The sequence below is a fragment of the Ruegeria sp. AF8 genome, from assembly GCF_056541825.1.
This window is the reverse complement of record NZ_JBQFYW010000016.1, coordinates 56,920-75,027: the sequence shown is the minus strand read 5'-3', so window position 1 is coordinate 75,027 and position 18,108 is coordinate 56,920. Positions and strand designations below refer to the sequence as shown.

Genomic DNA, 18,108 nt, shown 5'->3' with positions numbered 1-18,108 from the left:
AGCACGAACGCGGGCAGAGGCACATGTCACCGGTGTAGCCAATCAGGCTGTCTGACCCGGAGGACCCCGATGAACGTCAAAGTCACGCTCGACCAACCGACCCCGAAAGCGAAAACCGTCAGGAACACACTGACGTGTCGGCCGACGAACCTGCGAAAAAACCTGGCTCTGGTGGAATTGTCGCCATTGGATGCCGGGTGCCTGGCTGAAGGGGATACCGTTACCCTCGTGACGGAGTTCCGGGACAATGATGCCGTGGTCTCCGAAGTGCGGACCCTGCCGTCATGCTGGCGTATCGTGATGATCGAAACCCGGCAGGATGGCCCTTTTGCCTATTGCACGCCGGTGAACCCGTCCCTTGGGCGGCCGATGCTGCTGATCTGAAACCGGGACGAGCGGAATTACCCGCACTGCGACGGAAAACGGCTGCGATGGGGTTCGCAGCCGTTCGGTTCGCGTGAGTGAGTGAGTGAGTGAGTGAGCGTCAGACTTCAGGATGGCCCGATCATGAAACAGGTGACATTGCGGGCTTTCAGCCGGCGGCAGGCCAGGTCGGCCTGTTCGCGCGTCATGCCCTGAAAGGTGGCATCGAACCCGCGGGTGCTTTGATTGACCTTGCGTAGCGTACCGTCAAGCGTGGTCATTTCCGCCAGTGCAGTTCTCAGCAGGATTTTCTCGGCCTCGTACCGGGTGGTATAGCGGCCCACATTGATGCCCCAAAGATGCCCCCCCGATGTGGACAGGCGGGTGACGATCTCCTGCTCGGGTTCCGGCACCGGTTCCGGCGAGGCCGAAGCAAGCACCAGCTTGTTCGGACGCACCACCGGACGGGTACCGGCAGGATCCGCCGCCGCCGCCGGCGTGGCGACTGCCCCGGCTTCGGCAATGGCGGCCTCGATGCTGTTCTGGATCAGCGAGCCGTTTCTGGCCGCATTTTCCGCAACAGCGCTGGCAACCAGAACCGGCTGCGCGCCCGGGCGGGATGGCGGGCGGGGGCTTTTTTCCGGGGCGCGAACCAGCCGGATCGTTTTGGTTGCACTATCCTCGATCCCGGTATTGCCAGCATATTGAGGGCGCGCAGGTTTGCGGATCGGCGCGCGCGACGGCGCTTTGCGAAAGCCGAGATCCAGCAATTCCGCCACCTTGGCATTGCGCGATGCGCTGGACTTGCCGCCAAAGACGGTGGCGATGATGCGCTCATCCCGGCGCTTGGCCGACGCCACCAGGTTGAAACCCGCCGCGCGGGTATAACCGGTCTTGATCCCGTCCGCCCCCTGGTAAGCCGCCAGCAGTTTGCGGTTCGTATTGGGAACGGTCTTGATCCCCGCATTCGTGGATTTGCGCGAGAACAGGTTGTAATACTGCGGGTAGTCATACAGCAGATGCCGGCCCAGCGTGGTCATGTCGCGCGCGCTGGACAGGTGGCCTGCCTCGGTCAGGCCATGCGCATTCTTGAAGGTTGTGCGGGTCATGCCCATCGATTTGGCGGTGCGCGTCATGCGGCGGGCAAAAGCGGCCTCGGAGCCGCTGAGCGCGATCCCGATCGCCGTTGCCGCGTCGTTTGCCGATTTCACCGCCGCCGCCCGGATCAGAAAGCGGAAGGCGATCTTCTGCCCGCTCCGCAGACCCAGCTTCGACGGTGGTTCCGCCGCCGCCTGCGCCGGGACCGTTACCATTGTGTCAAGGGTGATTTCACCGTTCCGTACCGCCTCGAAGGCGATATAGAGCGTCATCATCTTTGTCAGCGAGGCCGGGTGCAACCGGGCATCCGCATTCCTGGAATGCAGTTCTTCGCCCGTTCGGGCGTCGATGACCATCGCCGCATAGGGCGCCGCAATCGCCTGCAGCGGTGCCACCAAAAGCAGCCACAAAAATGCTGAAAGATATAGCCCCATACGGGCCGGACCTGTTCGCCGAACCTGCACGATCTTTGCCTCTGTCTGCCTCGCGCCGCCGGTTTTTCCGGTCGGCTAAATTTCTTTTTGTTGGACCGAGCGTAACACAGGGTTTTGCCGAAAGAAACCGAAAGCGCCAATTTCACACCTTCAAATTCCTGAAAGCGCAACCCTGTATGTGGTATTCCGATTCGGGCAATGGACCATATTTGGGGTGTGGCAGGCCATTCCACCAAATTTGCGTCGATAAAATTGGAATATGAGGCGCTTTTGCAACAAGCGTGTCTAGTCCAGCGAACGCACCAGACCTGCCAGATCCCCCAAGTCCGGAATCTCGCGAAAACGCTGTCGATCCTCGGGGGCTTCGGCCTTTTCGACGTCCCATTCCAGCCCGTGCGGCACGAAAACGCCCCACCCGCCGGCCGCGATCGCGGGCAGAACATCCGACCGCATGGAATTGCCAACCATCATTGCCTGCGCCGCACCGTCACCATGCCGGGCGAAGATACCGTGATAAATGTCGGGTGTTTTTTCCGACACGATCTCGACCTCGTCGAAAAGCTCACCCAGTCCCGACTGCGCCAGTTTGCGTTCCTGATCGATCAGGTCGCCCTTGGTGATCAGCACGACCCTGTGCGTTTCCGCCACGGCCGTGACCGCTTCGCGCGCATGGGGCAGCAATTCGATGGGATACGCCAGCATCTCCTGTCCCGCTTCGATCAGTTGACGGATCACCGAACCGGGCACCCGGTCCCGGGTCACCTCGACCGCGGTTTCGATCATCGACAGGGTGAACCCCTTTACCCCATATCCATAGTGCCGGATGTTGCGCCTTTCCGCCGCCAGCAGCCGCTCGATCAGGTGGTCCTTTTCGGCGTGATCGGCCAGCAGGCTTGCGAAATGCGACTGTGTCAGCTGAAAGAACCTTTCGTTGTGCCACAGCGTATCGTCAGCGTCGAACCCGACGGTCGTGAGCTTTTGTCCCATGCCAAATTGCCTGCTTTCTCTTTTCCAAAGCTGCGCTAACGTTATATAAGCGCTCTATTGAACCGAAGGCTGAATCGGAAATTTGCAAGTAATGGTGATCGAACCCCTGTCGATGTCGGACAAGCCGAACGAGGATGAAAACACTTCGGTCCTCGTACAGACGCGCCCAAAAACCAAGCGTCCGCCGCTCTACAAGGTTCTGCTGCTGAATGACGACTACACGCCGATGGAATTCGTCGTGCATGTGCTGGAACGTTTCTTTGGCATGAGCCACGCGCAGGCGTTCGAGATCATGCTGACCGTGCACAAGAAAGGTGTGGCCGTGGTGGGCGTGTTCAGTCACGAGATTGCCGAAACCAAGGTCGGACAGGTGATGGATTTTGCCCGCCGCCATCAGCACCCGCTGCAATGCACGATGGAAAAAGAGGATTGAACCGGCGGACCGGCCGTGACAATGCCCGCTGCCGTGGCCTGCCCAGGCCCGCCCCGCCCCTCTCACACGACCCGGATTCTTGAATGTCGCCCCGCATTTTCCTTGCCCTGCAAAACGGACTGACCCTGTCCGAACCCCTTTCCGTCCTGCTGCCCACACCCGAACACGACCTGTCGGACCTGCCCGGCGGGGCTGAGGTGGTGCAGCCGTTCAAACCGTTCCACGATCATTTCGCGACGCTCGGATTCCGTGCAACGCCCGCCTCGGATGCGCCCTGCGCGGACGCGGTCCTGTTTCTGCCGCGCGCCAAGGCTTTGGCACGGGCGATGGTCCAAAAAGCGACCGCGCGGGCCTCGGGAACGGTCATCATCGACGGGGGAAAGACCGACGGCATCGACAGCCTGCTCAAGGACATTCGAAAAAGGGTCACGGTGCACGGGCCGATTTCCAAAGCCCATGGTAAGATTTTCTGGTTCACGTCTGATGCCGGTGCATTTTCCGACTGGGCCGCGCCCGAACGCCAACAGGCCGACGGCTTTGCGACCGCGCCGGGTGTGTTTTCGGCGGATGGCGTCGATCCTGCCTCTGAACTGCTGCTTTCCGCATTGCCCGGAAAACTGGGCCGTCACGTCGCCGATCTCGGCGCCGGGTGGGGGTATCTGTCGGCACATCTTCTGAAGGATGGCGGCATCGAAATGCTCGATCTGGTCGAGGCTGATCACGCGGCGCTGGATTGTGCGCAGGAAAACGTGCGGGACACCCGCGCCCGATTCCACTGGGCCGATGCCCTGACGTGGCAATCCGCCGTGCCGCTGGATGCGGTAGTGATGAACCCGCCGTTCCACACCTCCCGCTCTGCGGACCCGTCCATCGGCAAGGGATTCATTCAGACCGCCGCGCGAAATCTTGGACGCTCGGGGCAGCTGTGGATGGTCGCCAACCGCCATCTGCCCTATGAGGCATCTCTGGCCGACTGCTTCGCATCCGTCAAGGAGACAGCGGGAAACAACCGCTTCAAGGTGCTTCACGCCTCTCGCCCTCGGCGGTGATCCCGGTTAACGTGCGCCGCGACTCAGGAGGAACCTCATGTCCTTTTCCATCGCGGGCAAAACCGCAATCGTCACCGGTGCCGCCAATGGCATCGGGCTGGCCATCGGCCGCCACTTTGCCGAAGCAGGGGCGAATGTCATGTTCGCCGACATGGACGAGGCACGGCTGCTGGATGAACTTGGCGAACAGGGCGAAGATAGCAACGTTCGCTATTTTGCCGGCGATCTGCGGGAAAAACTGACCATCGCCAATCTGTTGTCCGCGACCCTGGATGCTTTCGATCAGGTGGATATCCTGGTCAACGGCGCGCGGCAGGTTCTGCCGACCGATCCGCTGGATCTTGAGGACGACTCGGTTCGCGAATTGCTGAACCAGAACCTCATGCCGGCATTGCGGCTGACCCAACTGGTCGCGAAGCGGATGATCAAACAGGCGGATCGGGATGACGAAGGTCCGGCAGGTTCGATCATCAACCTGTCCTCCGTGGCCGCGCGCCGGACCCATCCGGAGCTGCTGGCCTATTCGGTTTCGACGGCGGCGCTGGATCAGCTAACGCGCTCGCTCGCGGTATCTCTGGCGCCCAGCCGCATTCGCGTAAACGCCATCGCGATGGGATCCATCATGAGCGCATCGCTGCGCCAGACCCTCAAGGAAAACCGCGAGTTCCGTCTGGACATCGAAAAACACACCCCGCTGGCCCGGATCGCGGCGCCGACCGAACTGACCGAAACGGCGCAGTTTCTGGCCTCTGAGGCCTCGGGGTTCATGACCGGTCAGATTCTGACCGTCGATGGCGGTCGCACCCTTCTCGATACAGTCGCAGCCCCAGCCCACTGAAACCCATGTTCGATACTGAAAAAACCACCGCCTCAACCTGGTTCCGTCAACTGCGGGACGAGATCGTCGCCACCTTCGAAGCGCTTGAGGACAGCCACGACAGCGGGCCGTTCTCGGATACCGAACCGGGCCGGTTCGAGGTTACCGAGACCAAACGTCGGTCGGATGACGGATCGGACGCCGGTGGCGGGCTGATGTCCGTCATGCGCGGCGGGCGTGTGTTCGAAAAGGTGGGCGTCAATGTCTCGACCGTCTATGGCACGCTGGGTACGCGGGCACAGGCGGCGATGGCGGCGCGCAAGGGCATTCCGGGCATGGCCGAAGACCCGCGCTTCTGGGCCTCGGGCATCAGCCTTGTGGCGCATATGCAAAACCCGCATGTGCCTGCGGTCCACATGAACACGCGGATGTTCTGGACACCGCATGCCTGGTGGTTCGGCGGTGGGTCCGACCTGAACCCCTGTATCGAATATGACGAGGACACCGCTCATTTTCACGCCACCCAGAAAGCGTTCCTCGACCCGCATGGCACGGGCCACTATCCGCGTCTCAAGGACTGGGCCGACGAGTATTTCTATATCCCGCACCGCAAGCGCGCGCGCGGCGTCGGCGGTATTTTCATGGATGACTATTGCTCGGGCGACTGGCAGGCCGATTTCGCTTTGACCCAGGATATCGGCCGCGCCTTTCTGCCCGCGTTTGTGCCGCTGGTCGAGAAACGCAGGGGGCAGGGCTTCACCGCCGGAGACAAGAACACCCAACTGGTGCACCGCGGTCTCTATGCGGAATACAACCTCGTCTACGACCGCGGCACCAAGTTCGGGCTGGAAACCGGCCATGATCCCGATGCCGTGCTGATGAGTCTGCCGCCAATGGCGAAATGGGTCTGAGCGTTACCGCAGCCACAACTCGTCAGAGATGTTGTCGTAACAATACCCCTGCGCCATCACGGCAGACATGTTGTCACCGACCCGCTTGACGGTCACGGAAAATCCCGGCGTGGTATCTGCGTCCGCCGGCGCTTGCATCGAAAACTGCACGCCCTTCTTTCCCGGCCGCGATACCGATGGCCCGATCTCGTGCCACAAATAGATGCGTTCGCCGCCTGTCAGCCCGAGCACCCGGATGCCGTAATCGCCGGCGCCGCACCAATAGTCCTTGGGGGCAGAGCCGAAATAATTCACGACCTCGAACACGCCGTTGCCGATGGGGGTGACTTCGGACCGGTTCCACGCCCGGAAAGCCAAAGCCATACCCGGGGCCAGAATCAGAATGGCCAGAACACTCGCCTTAACCAGCTTTTTCATCCATATCTCCAAATTTGAAACCTGCAATCTCGGGTAAACATAGCGCATTCCGCCGCCGCTCCCACATGGAAACACGTGGGTGTTATTTTTTGAGACCGGCGATGTCATCAGGTGCCGTGCAGAACACGCCCGCCGACATCCTCCGGTGCAATCGCCACTGTCTTGACGATGGCATAGCATTCGCTCCCCACCGCAAGGCCAAGGGCTGCCACCGACCGCCGTGTGACGCGGGCCAGTATGGGTCCGGCGTTGGTCGCGACCGAGACGATCGCCCCCGGCCCGTCGCCCGGGCGGATACCGGTGACCGAGCCGGAAAGGACATTCAGCGCCGATATTCCTTCGGGCCGGTGGCTGGCCAGGATCACCTCCTGCGCGGCGATGCGCACCCGCAGGGTTTCGCCGATCCGGTGCGGGATGCGGGGCAGAAACAGGCGGTTGTCGCCCGCCTGCAGCTCGGTCAGACCGTCGTCGTGATGGGTCAGGACACGCGCCTGCAATATCGCTCCGACCGCCCGCACGCCCGCTGGCGCGACCGCCGGGTCGGACATGACCTCGGACGCCGGCCCGTGCCGGGCAACGCGCCCGTCCTGCAGGGCCACGACCGATGTCGCCAGCCGCGCCACCTCGGCGGCAGAATGGGTGACATACAGGATCGGAACCGAAACCTCGTCCCTGAGCCGCTCGAAATAGGGCAGGATCTCCGCCTTGCGGGCTTCGTCCAGCGCCGCCAGCGGCTCATCCGCCAGAATCAGGCGCGGACCGGCCAGCAGGGCGCGTCCGATGGCGACGCGCTGTTTCTCGCCCCCCGACAGATCCGAGGGTCTGCGATCCATCAGGCGGCCGATGCCCAGTATTTCCACAACCTTCGCCTCGCTTTCGTGGCGCGTACCACGCGGGGCGAACCAGCGGCCATAGGCAAGGTTCTGCCGCACGGTGAGATGCGGAAACAGGCGGCCTTCCTGAAAGATATAGCCAAGCCGGCGTCGGTGCGGCGGCAGCCACCGCCCCTCCTGCGTGTCGAACAGAACCCAGTCTCCCACCGCGACCCGGCCGATATCGGGTTTCAGCAATCCGGCCACCGCATTGACCACCGTGGTCTTGCCAGACCCCGACCGCCCGAACAGAACGGTCACCCCCGGCGGCGCATCGAAGGCCACGTCCAGCGCCATATCGGGCAGCCGGTGTTCGATATGCACCGACAGCGTCACGTTCCGGCCACCCGTGCCGCCGCGCGTCTGCCGACATATTCCGACAACAGCAACGCACCCATCGCGATCCCGATGGAAACAAGCACAAGCCGCGTTGCCGCAGGCTCGCCGCCCGGCACCTGCAGAAAGGCATAGACGGCCGAGGGCAGTGTCTGTGTCTGACCGGGAATGTTCGACACAAAGGTGATGGTGGCGCCAAACTCGCCCATCGCCTTGGCAAAGGCCAGGATCGCCCCGGCGACGATGCCCGGCAGGATCATCGGCAGCGTGACCGTGGCGAACACCATCAGCCGGTTCGCGCCCAGCGTTGCAGCCGCCTGTTCCAGTCTGGGGTCGACCGCCTCGATCGACAGCCGGATGGCGCGCACCATCAGGGGAAAGGCCATGATCCCCGCCGCCAGCGCTGCCCCGGTCCAGCGGAAGGCAAAGACGATACCGACCTGTTGCAGGGCATTGCCCAGCGGGCCCTGGGTGCCAAAGGTCAACAGCAGCAGATACCCGGTGACCACCGGCGGCAGGATGAGCGGCAGATGCACCAGCCCGTTCACGACATGCCGCCCCGGAAACCGCCAGCGGGCCAGCGCGTAAGCCACGAATATCCCGAACGGCAGCGCCACCGCCGTCGCCCAGAGCGATACCTTGAGCGACAGCATCAGGGCGCTCCATTCCTGCGGTCCCAGCCAGCCCATGGCGCTAGTCCTCCGGCAGGGTGAACCCCTGCGCGGCAAAGATGCGGCGGGCCTCGCCCCGCCGCAGATAGGCAAGGAAATCGCCGGCAGAGGCAGAGCCCCCGGCCGTCACCGCAGCGGGATAGACGATCGGTGGATGCGACGAGGCCGGAAAGCGCCCCACGACCTGAACGCGGCCGTCGGCCATCGCGTCGGTGGCATAGACCACCCCGAAAGGTGCCGCACCAACGGCAACCAGGGCAAGCGCGGCACGCACGTTGTCGGATTGCGCAATGCGATCCGACACGGCGCCCCAAAGACCCAGATCCCGCAGCGCCGCCTGCCCATAGACACCGGCGGGCACCGAATCCACCAGCGCCATGGCAAGGTGACCACCGCCCAGACGACGACCCAGGTCATAATCCGGCCCGATCTCGACCGGGGCTTCTCCGGTGGGTGGCCCGACCAGAACAAGACTGTTGCCCAGCAGGTCCACCCGGGTCGCCGCGTCGATGAGGCCTTCCGCCTCCAGAACGTCCATCCATTCGGCATTGGCAGACAGAAAAACCTGCGCCGGTGCGCCAAGCTGTATCTGACGCGCCAGAACCGAGGACCCGGCGTAAGAGATGGTCACCGGCTGCCCGCTGTCCGCCGAATAGCCCGCCGCGATTTCGTCCAGCGCGGTTTTCAGACTGGCCGCCGCAAAGACAAGGATGTCCTCGCCTGCCCGCACCGGCATCGCCAGCGCGGCGCAAAGGCCCAACGCGGCAGCCCAGATACGGCAGATGCGGGAAAGGGTCATGGTCATGGGCGAAGGCTCGTTATGTTTCTCGGGGAATATCGGAGGTTCATAAACAAGGGCAAGCCCTAATTTTCACTGCCCCGGTTGCGCAGCATCCCTTGAAGCTTTTCGATTTGCGTACGCGCGGCCTGACGCGCCTCGTCTTCGAGCAATCGATAAGCCGCCAGCACCTCGCGCCCCATCGGCGTCAGTTCGGCCCCGCCTCGGCTGGCGCCTCCGCGTGTGCTGCGCACCACCGGCTCGGCGAACATCGTGTTCATCGTCTCGACCAGTTGCCAGGCCCGCTTGTAGCTCATGTTCATCTCGCGGCCCGCCGCCGCGATGGAGCCGTTGCGCGCGATATGCTCCAGCAACTCGGCCTTGCCCGGTCCGATCATCTCGTCCGGGCTGAACACGACACGCAGTCGAAAACGGGGGGCGGGAAAACGGTTTGTCATGGCGCGATAGTGCTTGGCCTCGGCGCGGGGTTCAACCGGGATCGGCAGAACAGGCCGCATCCCCGGCACCACTGATGGCGCCTGCGCCCATCATCCCGCCACAGCCTTCATGAAGCGGTCGCGGATGACCACCGGGTCCATGGTGATGACGGGCATTTTGGCATTGCCGCTTTCGCATTTGCTCACGATGACGGTTTTCCGGCCCGCATCCAGCGCCTGTTGCAACGCGGCGGCGGTCTCTTCCGCCTGGCATTCGACCACATTCTCGCAGCCCGCCTCGCGCGCCATGCCCGCAAGTGAAGTCCGCTGACCCGAATAGGTCGGCTGATCCCCGGTCGATCCATAGGACCCGTTGTCGATGATCAGCAGGATAAAATTGTCGGCCTGATGGTTGCCGATGGTCGGCAATGTGCCCAGATTGGTCAGAACCGACCCGTCGCCGTCAATCACGATCACCGGCCTGGGCTGTGCAAGGGCCAGACCGAACCCGATGGACGAGGCCAGACCCATGGTGCCCAGCATATAGAAATTGGTCGGCTGATCGTCGATCGCGTGCAGTTCCTGACTGGGGATGCCGATATTGCAGACCACCAGATGGTCACGGATGATCGGGGCGATTTCTTTCAGGATTTCGGAACGGATCATTGGTCGCCATAGCCTCCCCAGAAACTGGCATCCGTCAGGATCGCCACGGGCTTGTTGCACATGAAAGTGTATTTGAGGATGGCATCCAGTTCCTCGACGTCCCTCTGATGGTGGAAATGATAGGTGGGGATATTAAGCTGCGCCAGCAGCGCCTTTGTGTGGACCGCCATCTCGACCTGGCAGGCCACCGGTTCGCGCAGCTCGCCGCGATAGGAGATCAGCATCGGAAGCGGTATCCGGTAGAACTGGATCAGCGTCGCCAGCGTGTTGATCGTTACGCCGATGGCGGTGTTCTGCATAATGATGGCGGGGCGCTTGCCACCCATCCAGGCCCCGGCGCACAGCCCCATGCCCTCGTCTTCCTTGTTGGAGGGGACATGGCGGAATTCCTCTCGCCCGTCGATTTCGGCAATAACGCCGGCCAGTTGCTTGCACGGCACCGAGGTGACGAACGAGATACCGTTCGCGACCAGAGTATCAGCTATTTTCCTGTCTATGTTCATGTCCGGGCGGTCGGTCCTGAATGGGCGCTTCGGGCGCGGTTGAAGGGCTCAGGGCAGGCGGTGCACGTGCACGGCGCATGGGGCATGGCGCACCACTCGTGACGCGGTCGATCCCAGGAAATAATCGCTGAGACCCGGCTTGTGCGAGCCGACGACAATGCATTCGACGTCGTTGTCGCCCGCATATTCGATGATTGTTCGCGCCGTGTGGCCCCTGACGATTTCGGCCGTGACACCTTCAAGGCCCTCGATCTTCTCCAGAAGTTGCCTGCGCGCATACTGAAACGCCTCCTTGACGTCGGCCTTGTCCAGATATGTCCTGACCGAGCCCTGGGGCGCCTCATACACATGCAGCGCGATGATTTCCGCGCCCTCGTTGGACAGGGTTCGGGCCACTTCCAGCGTGCGCTGAGAGATGCCGTGATCCAGCGCCATCGGAACCAGAACTTTTTTGTACATGGCTGCCTCCATCTCTGCCGGGTCCGCGTTACCGCACCGGGATGATCCTTGGCGCGGTGGCGGTGCCCAAGCGCAAAAGACCCGCCCACTCGGTCCGGCGAAAACCCTGGCCGTAGGGACATACGGTGCCGGTAAACGTGGTCCCCTGCAAGATTTTTCGACGAGTACTCCGCCATCAGGCCGGGTGTTTTTCCTGCACCGATTTCGCTCAGGCTCTTTCAGGTGACACCAAAGATGAACGGCAACCCTTGTCGTTTCCCTCTGTTCTTTCCTTCGTTTTTCAGGAACGGCGGCAAGTTCCCGGCGTGGTACCAGATATCCAGCCCCTTCCCGCCAGCGCCGCCTGCGATGGATCAGTGCTGTGGGCCAGCAACCACGCCTGCACCTGAGCCGGACTGAACTGCCCGGCACCCAATCCCGCCTCGAACTGCTGCGCAAGATCGTCCTCGCCGGGGAAGAACCGCTCGAACAGCTTCCGGGCAGTGCCGGCGCCGATTTGGCCAAGCTCCATGTGAACATCCGCGCGCCCCGGACGGATCAGCGCCGGGTCGAGCTTTTCAATGTGGTTCGTCGTCATAATCAGTGCCCGCCCCTCTTGTGCCGCGACGCCGTCAATGGCGTTCAGAAGGCCGGAAAAGCTGATACCGGCGCGCTTCTCCGCGCCCTCGCGCTGGGTGAATACGGCGTCCACATCCTCGATCGCGATCACCGCACCCCTGGGCGCACAGATCATCGCCTCGCGCAGATCATCATCGGTCAGCGTGGCGCGGCCGACATCCAGCGTTGCAATATCCAGCCCGAGTTCCGAAGCCAGAGCCCGTATCAGGCTGGACTTGCCGGTCCCGGGCGGGCCGTGAAACAAATATCCCCGGCGCCAAGGCACACCCCGCGCGGCATACCAATCGCTGGCCCCGTAGAACCAGCGCATGTCGTTCAGCACGATGGCGACCCTGTCGTCATCAACCAGAACCGTGTCAATGGACCGGCGCGGGATGTCCCCGACCTCGTCCCAGTAATCCCCACGCAGGATATGCAGGCCCGGGCCAATCCGGTCCTTGCATTGCGCGGCGTTCCGGCCTTCCTCGATCCAGCCCAGCACGGTCGGAACGCTGCCGAAAAGCACCGTGATCTTCAGCGTCTCCATCGGACGTTGGTTGTGAGAACCGCCGATACGGGTCTTTTCATTGATGTCACGCTCCAACCGGCATAGCCTTCCATCGCGCAGAAACCAGTGCCGCCCGGGCGCGGGGGCAAACCCTCTGGTGCCGCCGGCCCAGCTGCCGTCCATCATGCGTACGTGCCTGCTGCTGGTCAGCACGCCGTTGCGCTCCATCCAGATGCAGAAATGGCGATAGGCGGCGTTGCGGTTGTCCAGGGTCAGGCTGACCCAGATTCGCCGCATGAGCGCGCCATAGACGCGTTCCCAGAGCAGGCGCAACGCCGCAACCGCAACGCCGAGCGCCCCGAGCGCAAGCCCACCGGCAAAGAAATCACTGCCCGCCGCGTTGGACAGAAAATCATTCAGACCTTCGGTCATCATGTGACCACCTCGCGGAAGTCCGGGCCGATGAATGTCCGAACCGGACTGCCGAATGCGACAGCGTGGTGCAACTGGTGCTGCGTGTCTTTGGCGGCCTGCCGGGCGGCACTGGCATGGGCATTGCTCAACATTTGCAAACGTTGAAGCGCCAGCGCCTTGTTGCGGTGCTGCGAGCGGCTTTCGCGTGCCACGGCCGTCAGGCCCGAGGGCCCATGCGTGGCCCGCACCGCGCTGTCGGTGGTATTCTGGTGCTGCCCGCCCGGACCGCCGGCGCGAAAACTCCCGAACGTGACATCTTGCAAGCGGATTGCCACTGGCCCGCCATCTGTCTGAGGCAATTCGAAGACACCCACGAACCAGTTTGACCGCTTGTGTTGCCGCCGCAGCGCGCTTTTGGACCGCCAGCAGAGGGTGCCAAGCCATCGCATGGCAAAGCTTCGCGCTCCGGGACCATCGGGAACAAGAACCGCGGATTTGAGGCCGAACCTGGTGGCTTCGGCATCGACATTCAGCGCGACGCCCAGCACCTCGGCCTCTTCCTGCATCCGCCGCAGAATTCCGGCCACCGCCTGATGACATTCCTCCGGACCGTTGCCGCCCGTGATCAGCAAAGAGATATGCGCTTCCATGGTCACCTCCTCGCGCCCCGGATGGTCTTGTAGGTCAGCAAGGGATGAAGCGTGCCGACCCGTCGGGCCACGCCGGTTCGCACCAGATCGCCCATCACGGCCTCGGTCGATTTATAGGCCAGCGGAGCCTCTTCGATCAGCAGGTCGCGGTCTTCGCACAGAATGCGGCCGCCAAAGGGATTGCGCTGCATCGCCTCGATATCCGAACGCTTGCCCCGCTGCCGCCCATGCATCGAGCCGCGGTCATACCGGCGCCCCGCCCCATGGGCGAGCGATTCCAAGGCATCGGGATGGTTCGCGCCCTGCATCAGATAACTGACCGTCGCGCGCGACCCCGCAAGCGGGACAATACCGTCCCGCGCCACGACGGCCCCCTTGCGATGCAGCCATCCGCCACCACCCCGGGTCAGAAGGTTGTGCGGAACGTCGCAAATCTGGCGCAGATCGGCGCCCAGGGCCTCAGCCGCGCGTTCAGCGATGATCCGGCGGTTCAGCCTGGCCCAAAGAACGGCCTGATCGTGGCCCCGCAAATATGCGCTTATGCCTTCACTGTCCGAGATGCCTTGCGAAAACATCCGCTCGGACAGCGCAGAAAAGATTGCCTGCCCGAAACCGCGTGACCCCGAATGCACCAGCAAATACAGCTCATCCTTGTCCAGCCCGGCGACCGAGACGTCCGTCAGGCGCTGCACCTCACAAAAGTGATTGCCGCCCCCCACCGTACCGAGCGCGGCGGAATGGGTATCCCGAGAGAGGCCCAACGCCTCCAACCGGTCGGCATGGGCGTCGACCGCAGGTTCGCCCAAAACCCGCATCCGCCGCAGCGCCCTGTCGAGTTTGAATTTGCGCGCCGGCATATCGAGCGCAAAGAAGGCCATGCCACAGCCGATATCGCTGCCGATCAGTTGCGGAAAGATGCGGTCCGCCAGAACTGCGCAGCCGACCGGGCCGTATTTACCCGGATGCAGATCAGGGAACGCCGCGAGTTTCTGCACGCCCTGCCAGCCGGCGATTTGCGACAATTGTTGTTCGGCCCGGCCATCAATCCAGGCCCGGTCCGTATAGAATTTGTTGACGGTGCCGCCGCTGACATCAGCGCGCAGACCACCGCCCAAGACAAAATTGCCCATGGAACAGGTTCCAGTTTTTCAATTGTTCTGACTTCCGACGCAATGTCGGACAGCACGATCAGTTCCGGCCGGATGCGGCTCGGACTATGATCAGACCCCTAAGGGCGGTGCGATGAATTAGCATGTGGTGCCCTTTCCTGATTCGGGGTTGAAACTGGACCTGTCGGTCGGCGAAGACCTGACCGATATGTCAGAGCATCGGGTTCCGACAACAAGAATTGTTGCATCCCGGTATCGCTGTGACATTTCGGAGACAGGCATTCGGCTCGGCTGAGGCGACGACTGTCTTCATGCGCAACCGGCGCCAATGAACCACCCGCTTTCGGGCTTGCGCCGGTAACATGCCCGGAGACAGACTTTGCAACCTTGCAACGTCACACATTCTGATTTAATCAAGCGCCCACGCAGGGGAGTCCCGCTTAGGGGACTGAGAGGCTGACATGGGGAAACCCTGGTGATGCGACCCTTTGAACCTGACCCAGTTGATACTGGCGTAGGAAGCTAGGGCCGCTCGCCCCGGGAATCGTATCCCCTCTGGCAAGCGTCACCCGAACAAGGGGCCGACCCCCTCTGTTTCCCAAGCCTTGGCTCATCTGGTGTCTTTTTGAGTGCAAGCTTGAGGAGCGCCAAAATGAACGTCCCCAACCCGAAGATCACCACCGGTGGTCTGCCCGCCTCGCGCAAGATCTATGTGAACGGAACCCTGCACCCGGATGTGCGTGTGCCGATGCGCGAGATTTCGGTCCATCCCACCGCCGGTGAGCCACCGCTGCCGGTCTATGACAGCTCGGGGCCCTATACCGACCCGGACGTGATCACCGATATCCGCCAGGGTCTGACGCCGCTGCGCCGCAACTGGATCGAGGCGCGCGGCGATGTCGAGGAATACGAGGGTCGTGACATCAAGCCCGAGGATAACGGCTTTGTCGAAGGTGATCGGTTGACCCCGGAATTCCCCGTCCGCCCGCGCCCTCTGCGTGCCAAAGACGGCAAGGCGGTGACGCAACTGGCCTATGCCCGTGCCGGGATCGTCACCCCCGAGATGGAGTTCATCGCCATCCGCGAAAACCAGCTGCGTGAAGCTTTCGCCGAACAGCGGCAGGGCAATGACTGGGGCGCAAATATCCCCGACTATGTAACCCCCGAATTCGTGCGGGACGAGGTTGCGGCGGGCCGCGCCATCATCCCCGCCAACATCAACCACCCCGAAAGCGAACCGATGATCATCGGGCGCAATTTTCTGGTCAAGATCAACGCCAATATGGGCACCTCGGCGGTGACCTCTTCAATGGAAGAGGAAGTGGACAAGATGGTCTGGTCGATCCGCTGGGGCGCGGATACGGTCATGGATCTGTCCACCGGCCGCAACATCCACAACACCCGCGAATGGATTATCCGCAACAGCCCGGTGCCCATTGGCACCGTGCCGCTCTATCAGGCGCTGGAAAAGGTAAACGGCATTGCCGAAGACCTGACCTGGGAGGTGTTCCGGGACACGCTGATCGAACAGGCCGAACAGGGTGTGGACTATTTCACCATCCATGCCGGTGTTCGCCTGCACATGGTGCCGATGACGGTGAACCGGGTGACCGGGATCGTTTCGCGCGGCGGTTCGATCATGGCCAAGTGGTGCCTGCATCACCACAAGGAAAGCTTCCTGTATGAGCATTTCAACGAGATCTGCGATATCTGCCGCCAGTATGACGTGAGCTTCTCGCTGGGCGACGGCCTGCGCCCCGGATCGATCGCCGACGCCAATGACGAGGCGCAATTTGCCGAGTTGGAGACGCTGGGCGAGCTGACCGGGATTGCCTGGGCCAAGGATTGCCAGGTGATGATCGAAGGGCCGGGCCACGTCGCCATGCACAAGATCAAGGAGAACATGGACAAGCAGCTGGAATGCTGTCACGAGGCGCCCTTCTATACGCTTGGACCGCTCACCACCGATATCGCGCCGGGATACGACCACATCACCAGCGGCATCGGTGCCGCGATGATCGGCTGGTTCGGCTGCGCGATGCTCTGTTATGTCACACCCAAGGAACATCTGGGCCTGCCGGATCGGGACGACGTGAAAACCGGTGTCATCACCTACAAGATCGCGGCCCATGCCGCCGATCTGGCCAAGGGCCTGCCGGGTGCCCAGCGCCGCGACGACGCCCTCAGCCGCGCCCGCTTCGAGTTCCGTTGGGAGGACCAGTTCAACCTGTCGCTGGATCCGGACACGGCGCGTGAGTTCCACGACCAGACCCTGCCGAAACAGGCGCACAAGGTGGCGCATTTCTGCTCCATGTGTGGCCCGAAATTCTGCTCGATGCGGATCAGCCACGACATCCGCTCCGAGGCGCAGAAAGAGGGGATGGAGGCGATGGCCGCCAAGTTCCGCGACGGCGGCGAGCTTTATTTGTCCGTCACCGAACCTGTAACGGAACCGGGCGAATGATCGTCATTGCGGGGGCCGGCGTGGCCGGCCTCGCCTGCGCCTATGAACTCGCGCGGCGCGGGTCGGAGGTGACGATTTACGAGGCGGGTTCCGCCCCGTCGGACAACCCAAGCTCCTGGTTTGCGGGCGGGATGCTTGCGCCCTGGTGCGAAGGCGAGGTGGCGGAACCCGAAGTCGTGCGCCTGGGCGCCGGCGCCGTCAACTGGTGGTCGCAATTCACCCCGGTGACGCGGCGCGGCACCCTGGTGGTTGCGCCCCATCGCGACCGGGCCGAACTGACCCGCTTTGCCCGCCGCACTGAGCGCCACCAATGGGTAAATGCGGGCGAGATCGCCACGTTGGAACCGGCGCTGAAGGGTCGGTTCCAGAGCGGGCTCTTCTTTTCGGACGAGGCCCACCTTGACCCGCGCCGCGCGCTCGTGGACCTGACCCGGGCGGTGCAGGATCTGGGCGTCCCGATCCTCTATGACACGCCCGCTCCCGCGCGGGTGGATGTGGATTGCCGGGGGATGGTCGCCGATCTGCCCGGGCTACGGCCGATCCGGGGGGAAATGGCGGTGATCGAAGCGCCCGACGTCGAGATCACACGCACCGTCCGCCTTCTGCACCCGCGCATCCCGCTCTACCTCGTGCCGCGGGGTAACGGGATCTACATGATCGGGGCGACGATGATCGAAAGCTCATCCTGGCGGGAAATCACCGTGCGTTCGATGCTCGAACTGCTGGGCGCGGCATTCACCCTGCACCCCGGCCTGGGCGAAGCGCATGTGATTGAAACCGGCGTCGGCCTGCGCCCGGCGTTTTCCGACAACCTGCCGCGGTTGGCCCATTCGGGCGACACCACCCATGTGAACGGCCTCTACCGCCATGGATTTCTGCTGGCCCCCGCCCTCGCGGGCCAGCTGGCCACACAATTCTTTCAGGAACAGCCCCATGAAGATCATCTTGAACGCAGTACCTCATGACGTTGCCGGATCGACGCTGGCGGACGTGTTGAGCGAACTGGGCTTCACCAGCCCTGCCGTCGCCACCGCCCTGAACGGCAAATTCGTACCGCGCGAGGCTCGCGATGCGGCGACACTCGAAGACGGTGACCGGCTGGAAGTGCTGGCACCGATGCAGGGGGGCTGAACCG

The 18,108-nt window shown here is 62.9% G+C and carries 21 protein-coding genes and 1 riboswitch; of the genes, 8 read left to right on the top strand and 13 right to left on the bottom strand.

The window, feature by feature from the left end:
• The first annotated feature begins 69 nt into the window (after positions 1–69).
• Entirely contained in the window at positions 70–384 is a 315-nt protein-coding gene (locus tag ACR0AO_RS19880; RefSeq protein ID WP_480607519.1) for a hypothetical protein, read from the top strand.
• Positions 385–491: 107 nt separating this feature from the next.
• On the opposite strand, the gene ACR0AO_RS19875 is transcribed toward ACR0AO_RS19880, so the two are convergent.
• Both ACR0AO_RS19875 and ACR0AO_RS19870 read right to left on the bottom strand, forming a co-directional pair.
• Positions 492–1,895 carry a D-alanyl-D-alanine carboxypeptidase family protein gene (locus ACR0AO_RS19875; RefSeq protein ID WP_480607516.1) on the bottom strand — a complete coding sequence of 468 codons (1,404 nt, stop codon included), beginning with the start codon at positions 1,893–1,895 and terminating at the stop codon, positions 492–494.
• Between the two features lie 285 nt (positions 1,896–2,180).
• Complete coding sequence (locus ACR0AO_RS19870; RefSeq protein WP_480607514.1) at positions 2,181–2,882, bottom strand: HAD family hydrolase; 702 nt, start codon at positions 2,880–2,882, stop codon at positions 2,181–2,183.
• A 91-nt stretch (positions 2,883–2,973) separates the two neighbouring features.
• Here ACR0AO_RS19870 and clpS point away from each other — a divergent pair, with 91 nt between their 5' ends.
• From clpS to hemF, 4 genes are all read left to right on the top strand, one after another.
• A complete protein-coding gene (gene clpS, locus ACR0AO_RS19865) occupies positions 2,974–3,315 on the top strand; it encodes an ATP-dependent Clp protease adapter ClpS (protein WP_480607511.1) in 342 nt (113 codons plus the stop codon).
• An 83-nt stretch (positions 3,316–3,398) separates the two neighbouring features.
• The gene (locus tag ACR0AO_RS19860) at positions 3,399–4,364 is read left to right on the top strand and encodes a class I SAM-dependent methyltransferase (RefSeq protein WP_480607508.1); all 966 of its coding nucleotides are present in this window, start codon (positions 3,399–3,401) and stop codon (positions 4,362–4,364) included.
• Between the two features lie 37 nt (positions 4,365–4,401).
• The gene (locus tag ACR0AO_RS19855; protein WP_480607505.1) at positions 4,402–5,202 is read left to right on the top strand and encodes an SDR family NAD(P)-dependent oxidoreductase; all 801 of its coding nucleotides are present in this window, start codon (positions 4,402–4,404) and stop codon (positions 5,200–5,202) included.
• 5 nt (positions 5,203–5,207) lie between these two features.
• Positions 5,208–6,092, top strand: a complete 885-nt coding sequence (gene hemF, locus ACR0AO_RS19850; protein WP_480607503.1) for an oxygen-dependent coproporphyrinogen oxidase — start codon at positions 5,208–5,210, stop codon at positions 6,090–6,092.
• Positions 6,093–6,095: 3 nt separating this feature from the next.
• Here hemF and ACR0AO_RS19845 read toward each other — a convergent pair whose 3' ends face one another.
• From ACR0AO_RS19845 to ACR0AO_RS19795, 11 genes are all read right to left on the bottom strand, one after another.
• Positions 6,096–6,509, bottom strand: coding sequence for a hypothetical protein (locus ACR0AO_RS19845; RefSeq protein WP_480607502.1), 414 nt, complete (start codon positions 6,507–6,509; stop codon positions 6,096–6,098).
• A gap of 107 nt (positions 6,510–6,616) precedes the next feature.
• Positions 6,617–7,717: a molybdenum ABC transporter ATP-binding protein gene (gene modC / locus ACR0AO_RS19840; RefSeq protein ID WP_480607500.1), complete on the bottom strand. Its 1,101-nt coding sequence runs from the start codon at positions 7,715–7,717 to the stop codon at positions 6,617–6,619.
• Positions 7,714–8,406, bottom strand: coding sequence for a molybdate ABC transporter permease subunit (modB, locus tag ACR0AO_RS19835; RefSeq protein WP_480607497.1), 693 nt, complete (start codon positions 8,404–8,406; stop codon positions 7,714–7,716). The genes modC and modB overlap by 4 nt, the downstream gene beginning before the upstream one ends.
• A 4-nt stretch (positions 8,407–8,410) precedes the next feature.
• Positions 8,411–9,193 carry a molybdate ABC transporter substrate-binding protein gene (gene modA, locus ACR0AO_RS19830; RefSeq protein ID WP_480607494.1) on the bottom strand — a complete coding sequence of 261 codons (783 nt, stop codon included), beginning with the start codon at positions 9,191–9,193 and terminating at the stop codon, positions 8,411–8,413.
• A gap of 59 nt (positions 9,194–9,252) precedes the next feature.
• Positions 9,253–9,684: a winged helix-turn-helix domain-containing protein gene (locus ACR0AO_RS19825; protein WP_480607491.1), complete on the bottom strand. Its 432-nt coding sequence runs from the start codon at positions 9,682–9,684 to the stop codon at positions 9,253–9,255.
• A 30-nt stretch (positions 9,685–9,714) separates the two neighbouring features.
• Complete coding sequence (comE, locus tag ACR0AO_RS19820; RefSeq protein ID WP_480607490.1) at positions 9,715–10,269, bottom strand: sulfopyruvate decarboxylase subunit beta; 555 nt, start codon at positions 10,267–10,269, stop codon at positions 9,715–9,717.
• The gene (comD, locus tag ACR0AO_RS19815) at positions 10,266–10,772 is read right to left on the bottom strand and encodes a sulfopyruvate decarboxylase subunit alpha (protein ID WP_480607488.1); all 507 of its coding nucleotides are present in this window, start codon (positions 10,770–10,772) and stop codon (positions 10,266–10,268) included. Before comD ends, comE begins: the two co-directional genes overlap by 4 nt.
• Before the next feature lie 48 nt (positions 10,773–10,820).
• On the bottom strand, positions 10,821–11,231 hold the full coding sequence (locus tag ACR0AO_RS19810) for a universal stress protein (RefSeq protein WP_480607487.1): 411 nt from the start codon (positions 11,229–11,231) through the stop codon (positions 10,821–10,823).
• A 280-nt stretch (positions 11,232–11,511) separates the two neighbouring features.
• A complete protein-coding gene (locus tag ACR0AO_RS19805) occupies positions 11,512–12,768 on the bottom strand; it encodes an AAA family ATPase (protein WP_480607484.1) in 1,257 nt (418 codons plus the stop codon).
• Complete coding sequence (locus tag ACR0AO_RS19800; RefSeq protein ID WP_480607482.1) at positions 12,768–13,400, bottom strand: peptide chain release factor-like protein; 633 nt, start codon at positions 13,398–13,400, stop codon at positions 12,768–12,770. Before ACR0AO_RS19800 ends, ACR0AO_RS19805 begins: the two co-directional genes overlap by 1 nt.
• 2 nt (positions 13,401–13,402) lie before the next feature.
• Positions 13,403–14,530 (bottom strand): RNA ligase RtcB family protein, encoded by a 1,128-nt coding sequence (locus tag ACR0AO_RS19795; protein ID WP_480607479.1) that lies wholly within the window; start codon positions 14,528–14,530, stop codon positions 13,403–13,405.
• A gap of 396 nt (positions 14,531–14,926) precedes the next feature.
• Positions 14,927–15,047, top strand: a riboswitch (TPP riboswitch).
• A 114-nt stretch (positions 15,048–15,161) separates the two neighbouring features.
• On the opposite strand from ACR0AO_RS19795, the gene thiC reads away from it, so the two are divergent.
• The 3 genes from thiC to thiS are packed head-to-tail and all read left to right on the top strand — an operon-like array spanning position 15,162 to position 18,104.
• The gene (gene thiC, locus ACR0AO_RS19790; RefSeq protein ID WP_480607478.1) at positions 15,162–16,973 is read left to right on the top strand and encodes a phosphomethylpyrimidine synthase ThiC; all 1,812 of its coding nucleotides are present in this window, start codon (positions 15,162–15,164) and stop codon (positions 16,971–16,973) included.
• The gene (locus ACR0AO_RS19785; protein ID WP_480607475.1) at positions 16,970–17,938 is read left to right on the top strand and encodes an FAD-dependent oxidoreductase; all 969 of its coding nucleotides are present in this window, start codon (positions 16,970–16,972) and stop codon (positions 17,936–17,938) included. The genes thiC and ACR0AO_RS19785 overlap by 4 nt, the downstream gene beginning before the upstream one ends.
• Entirely contained in the window at positions 17,907–18,104 is a 198-nt protein-coding gene (gene thiS / locus ACR0AO_RS19780) for a sulfur carrier protein ThiS (RefSeq protein ID WP_480607472.1), read from the top strand. Before ACR0AO_RS19785 ends, thiS begins: the two co-directional genes overlap by 32 nt.
• Positions 18,105–18,108 lie beyond the last annotated feature (4 nt).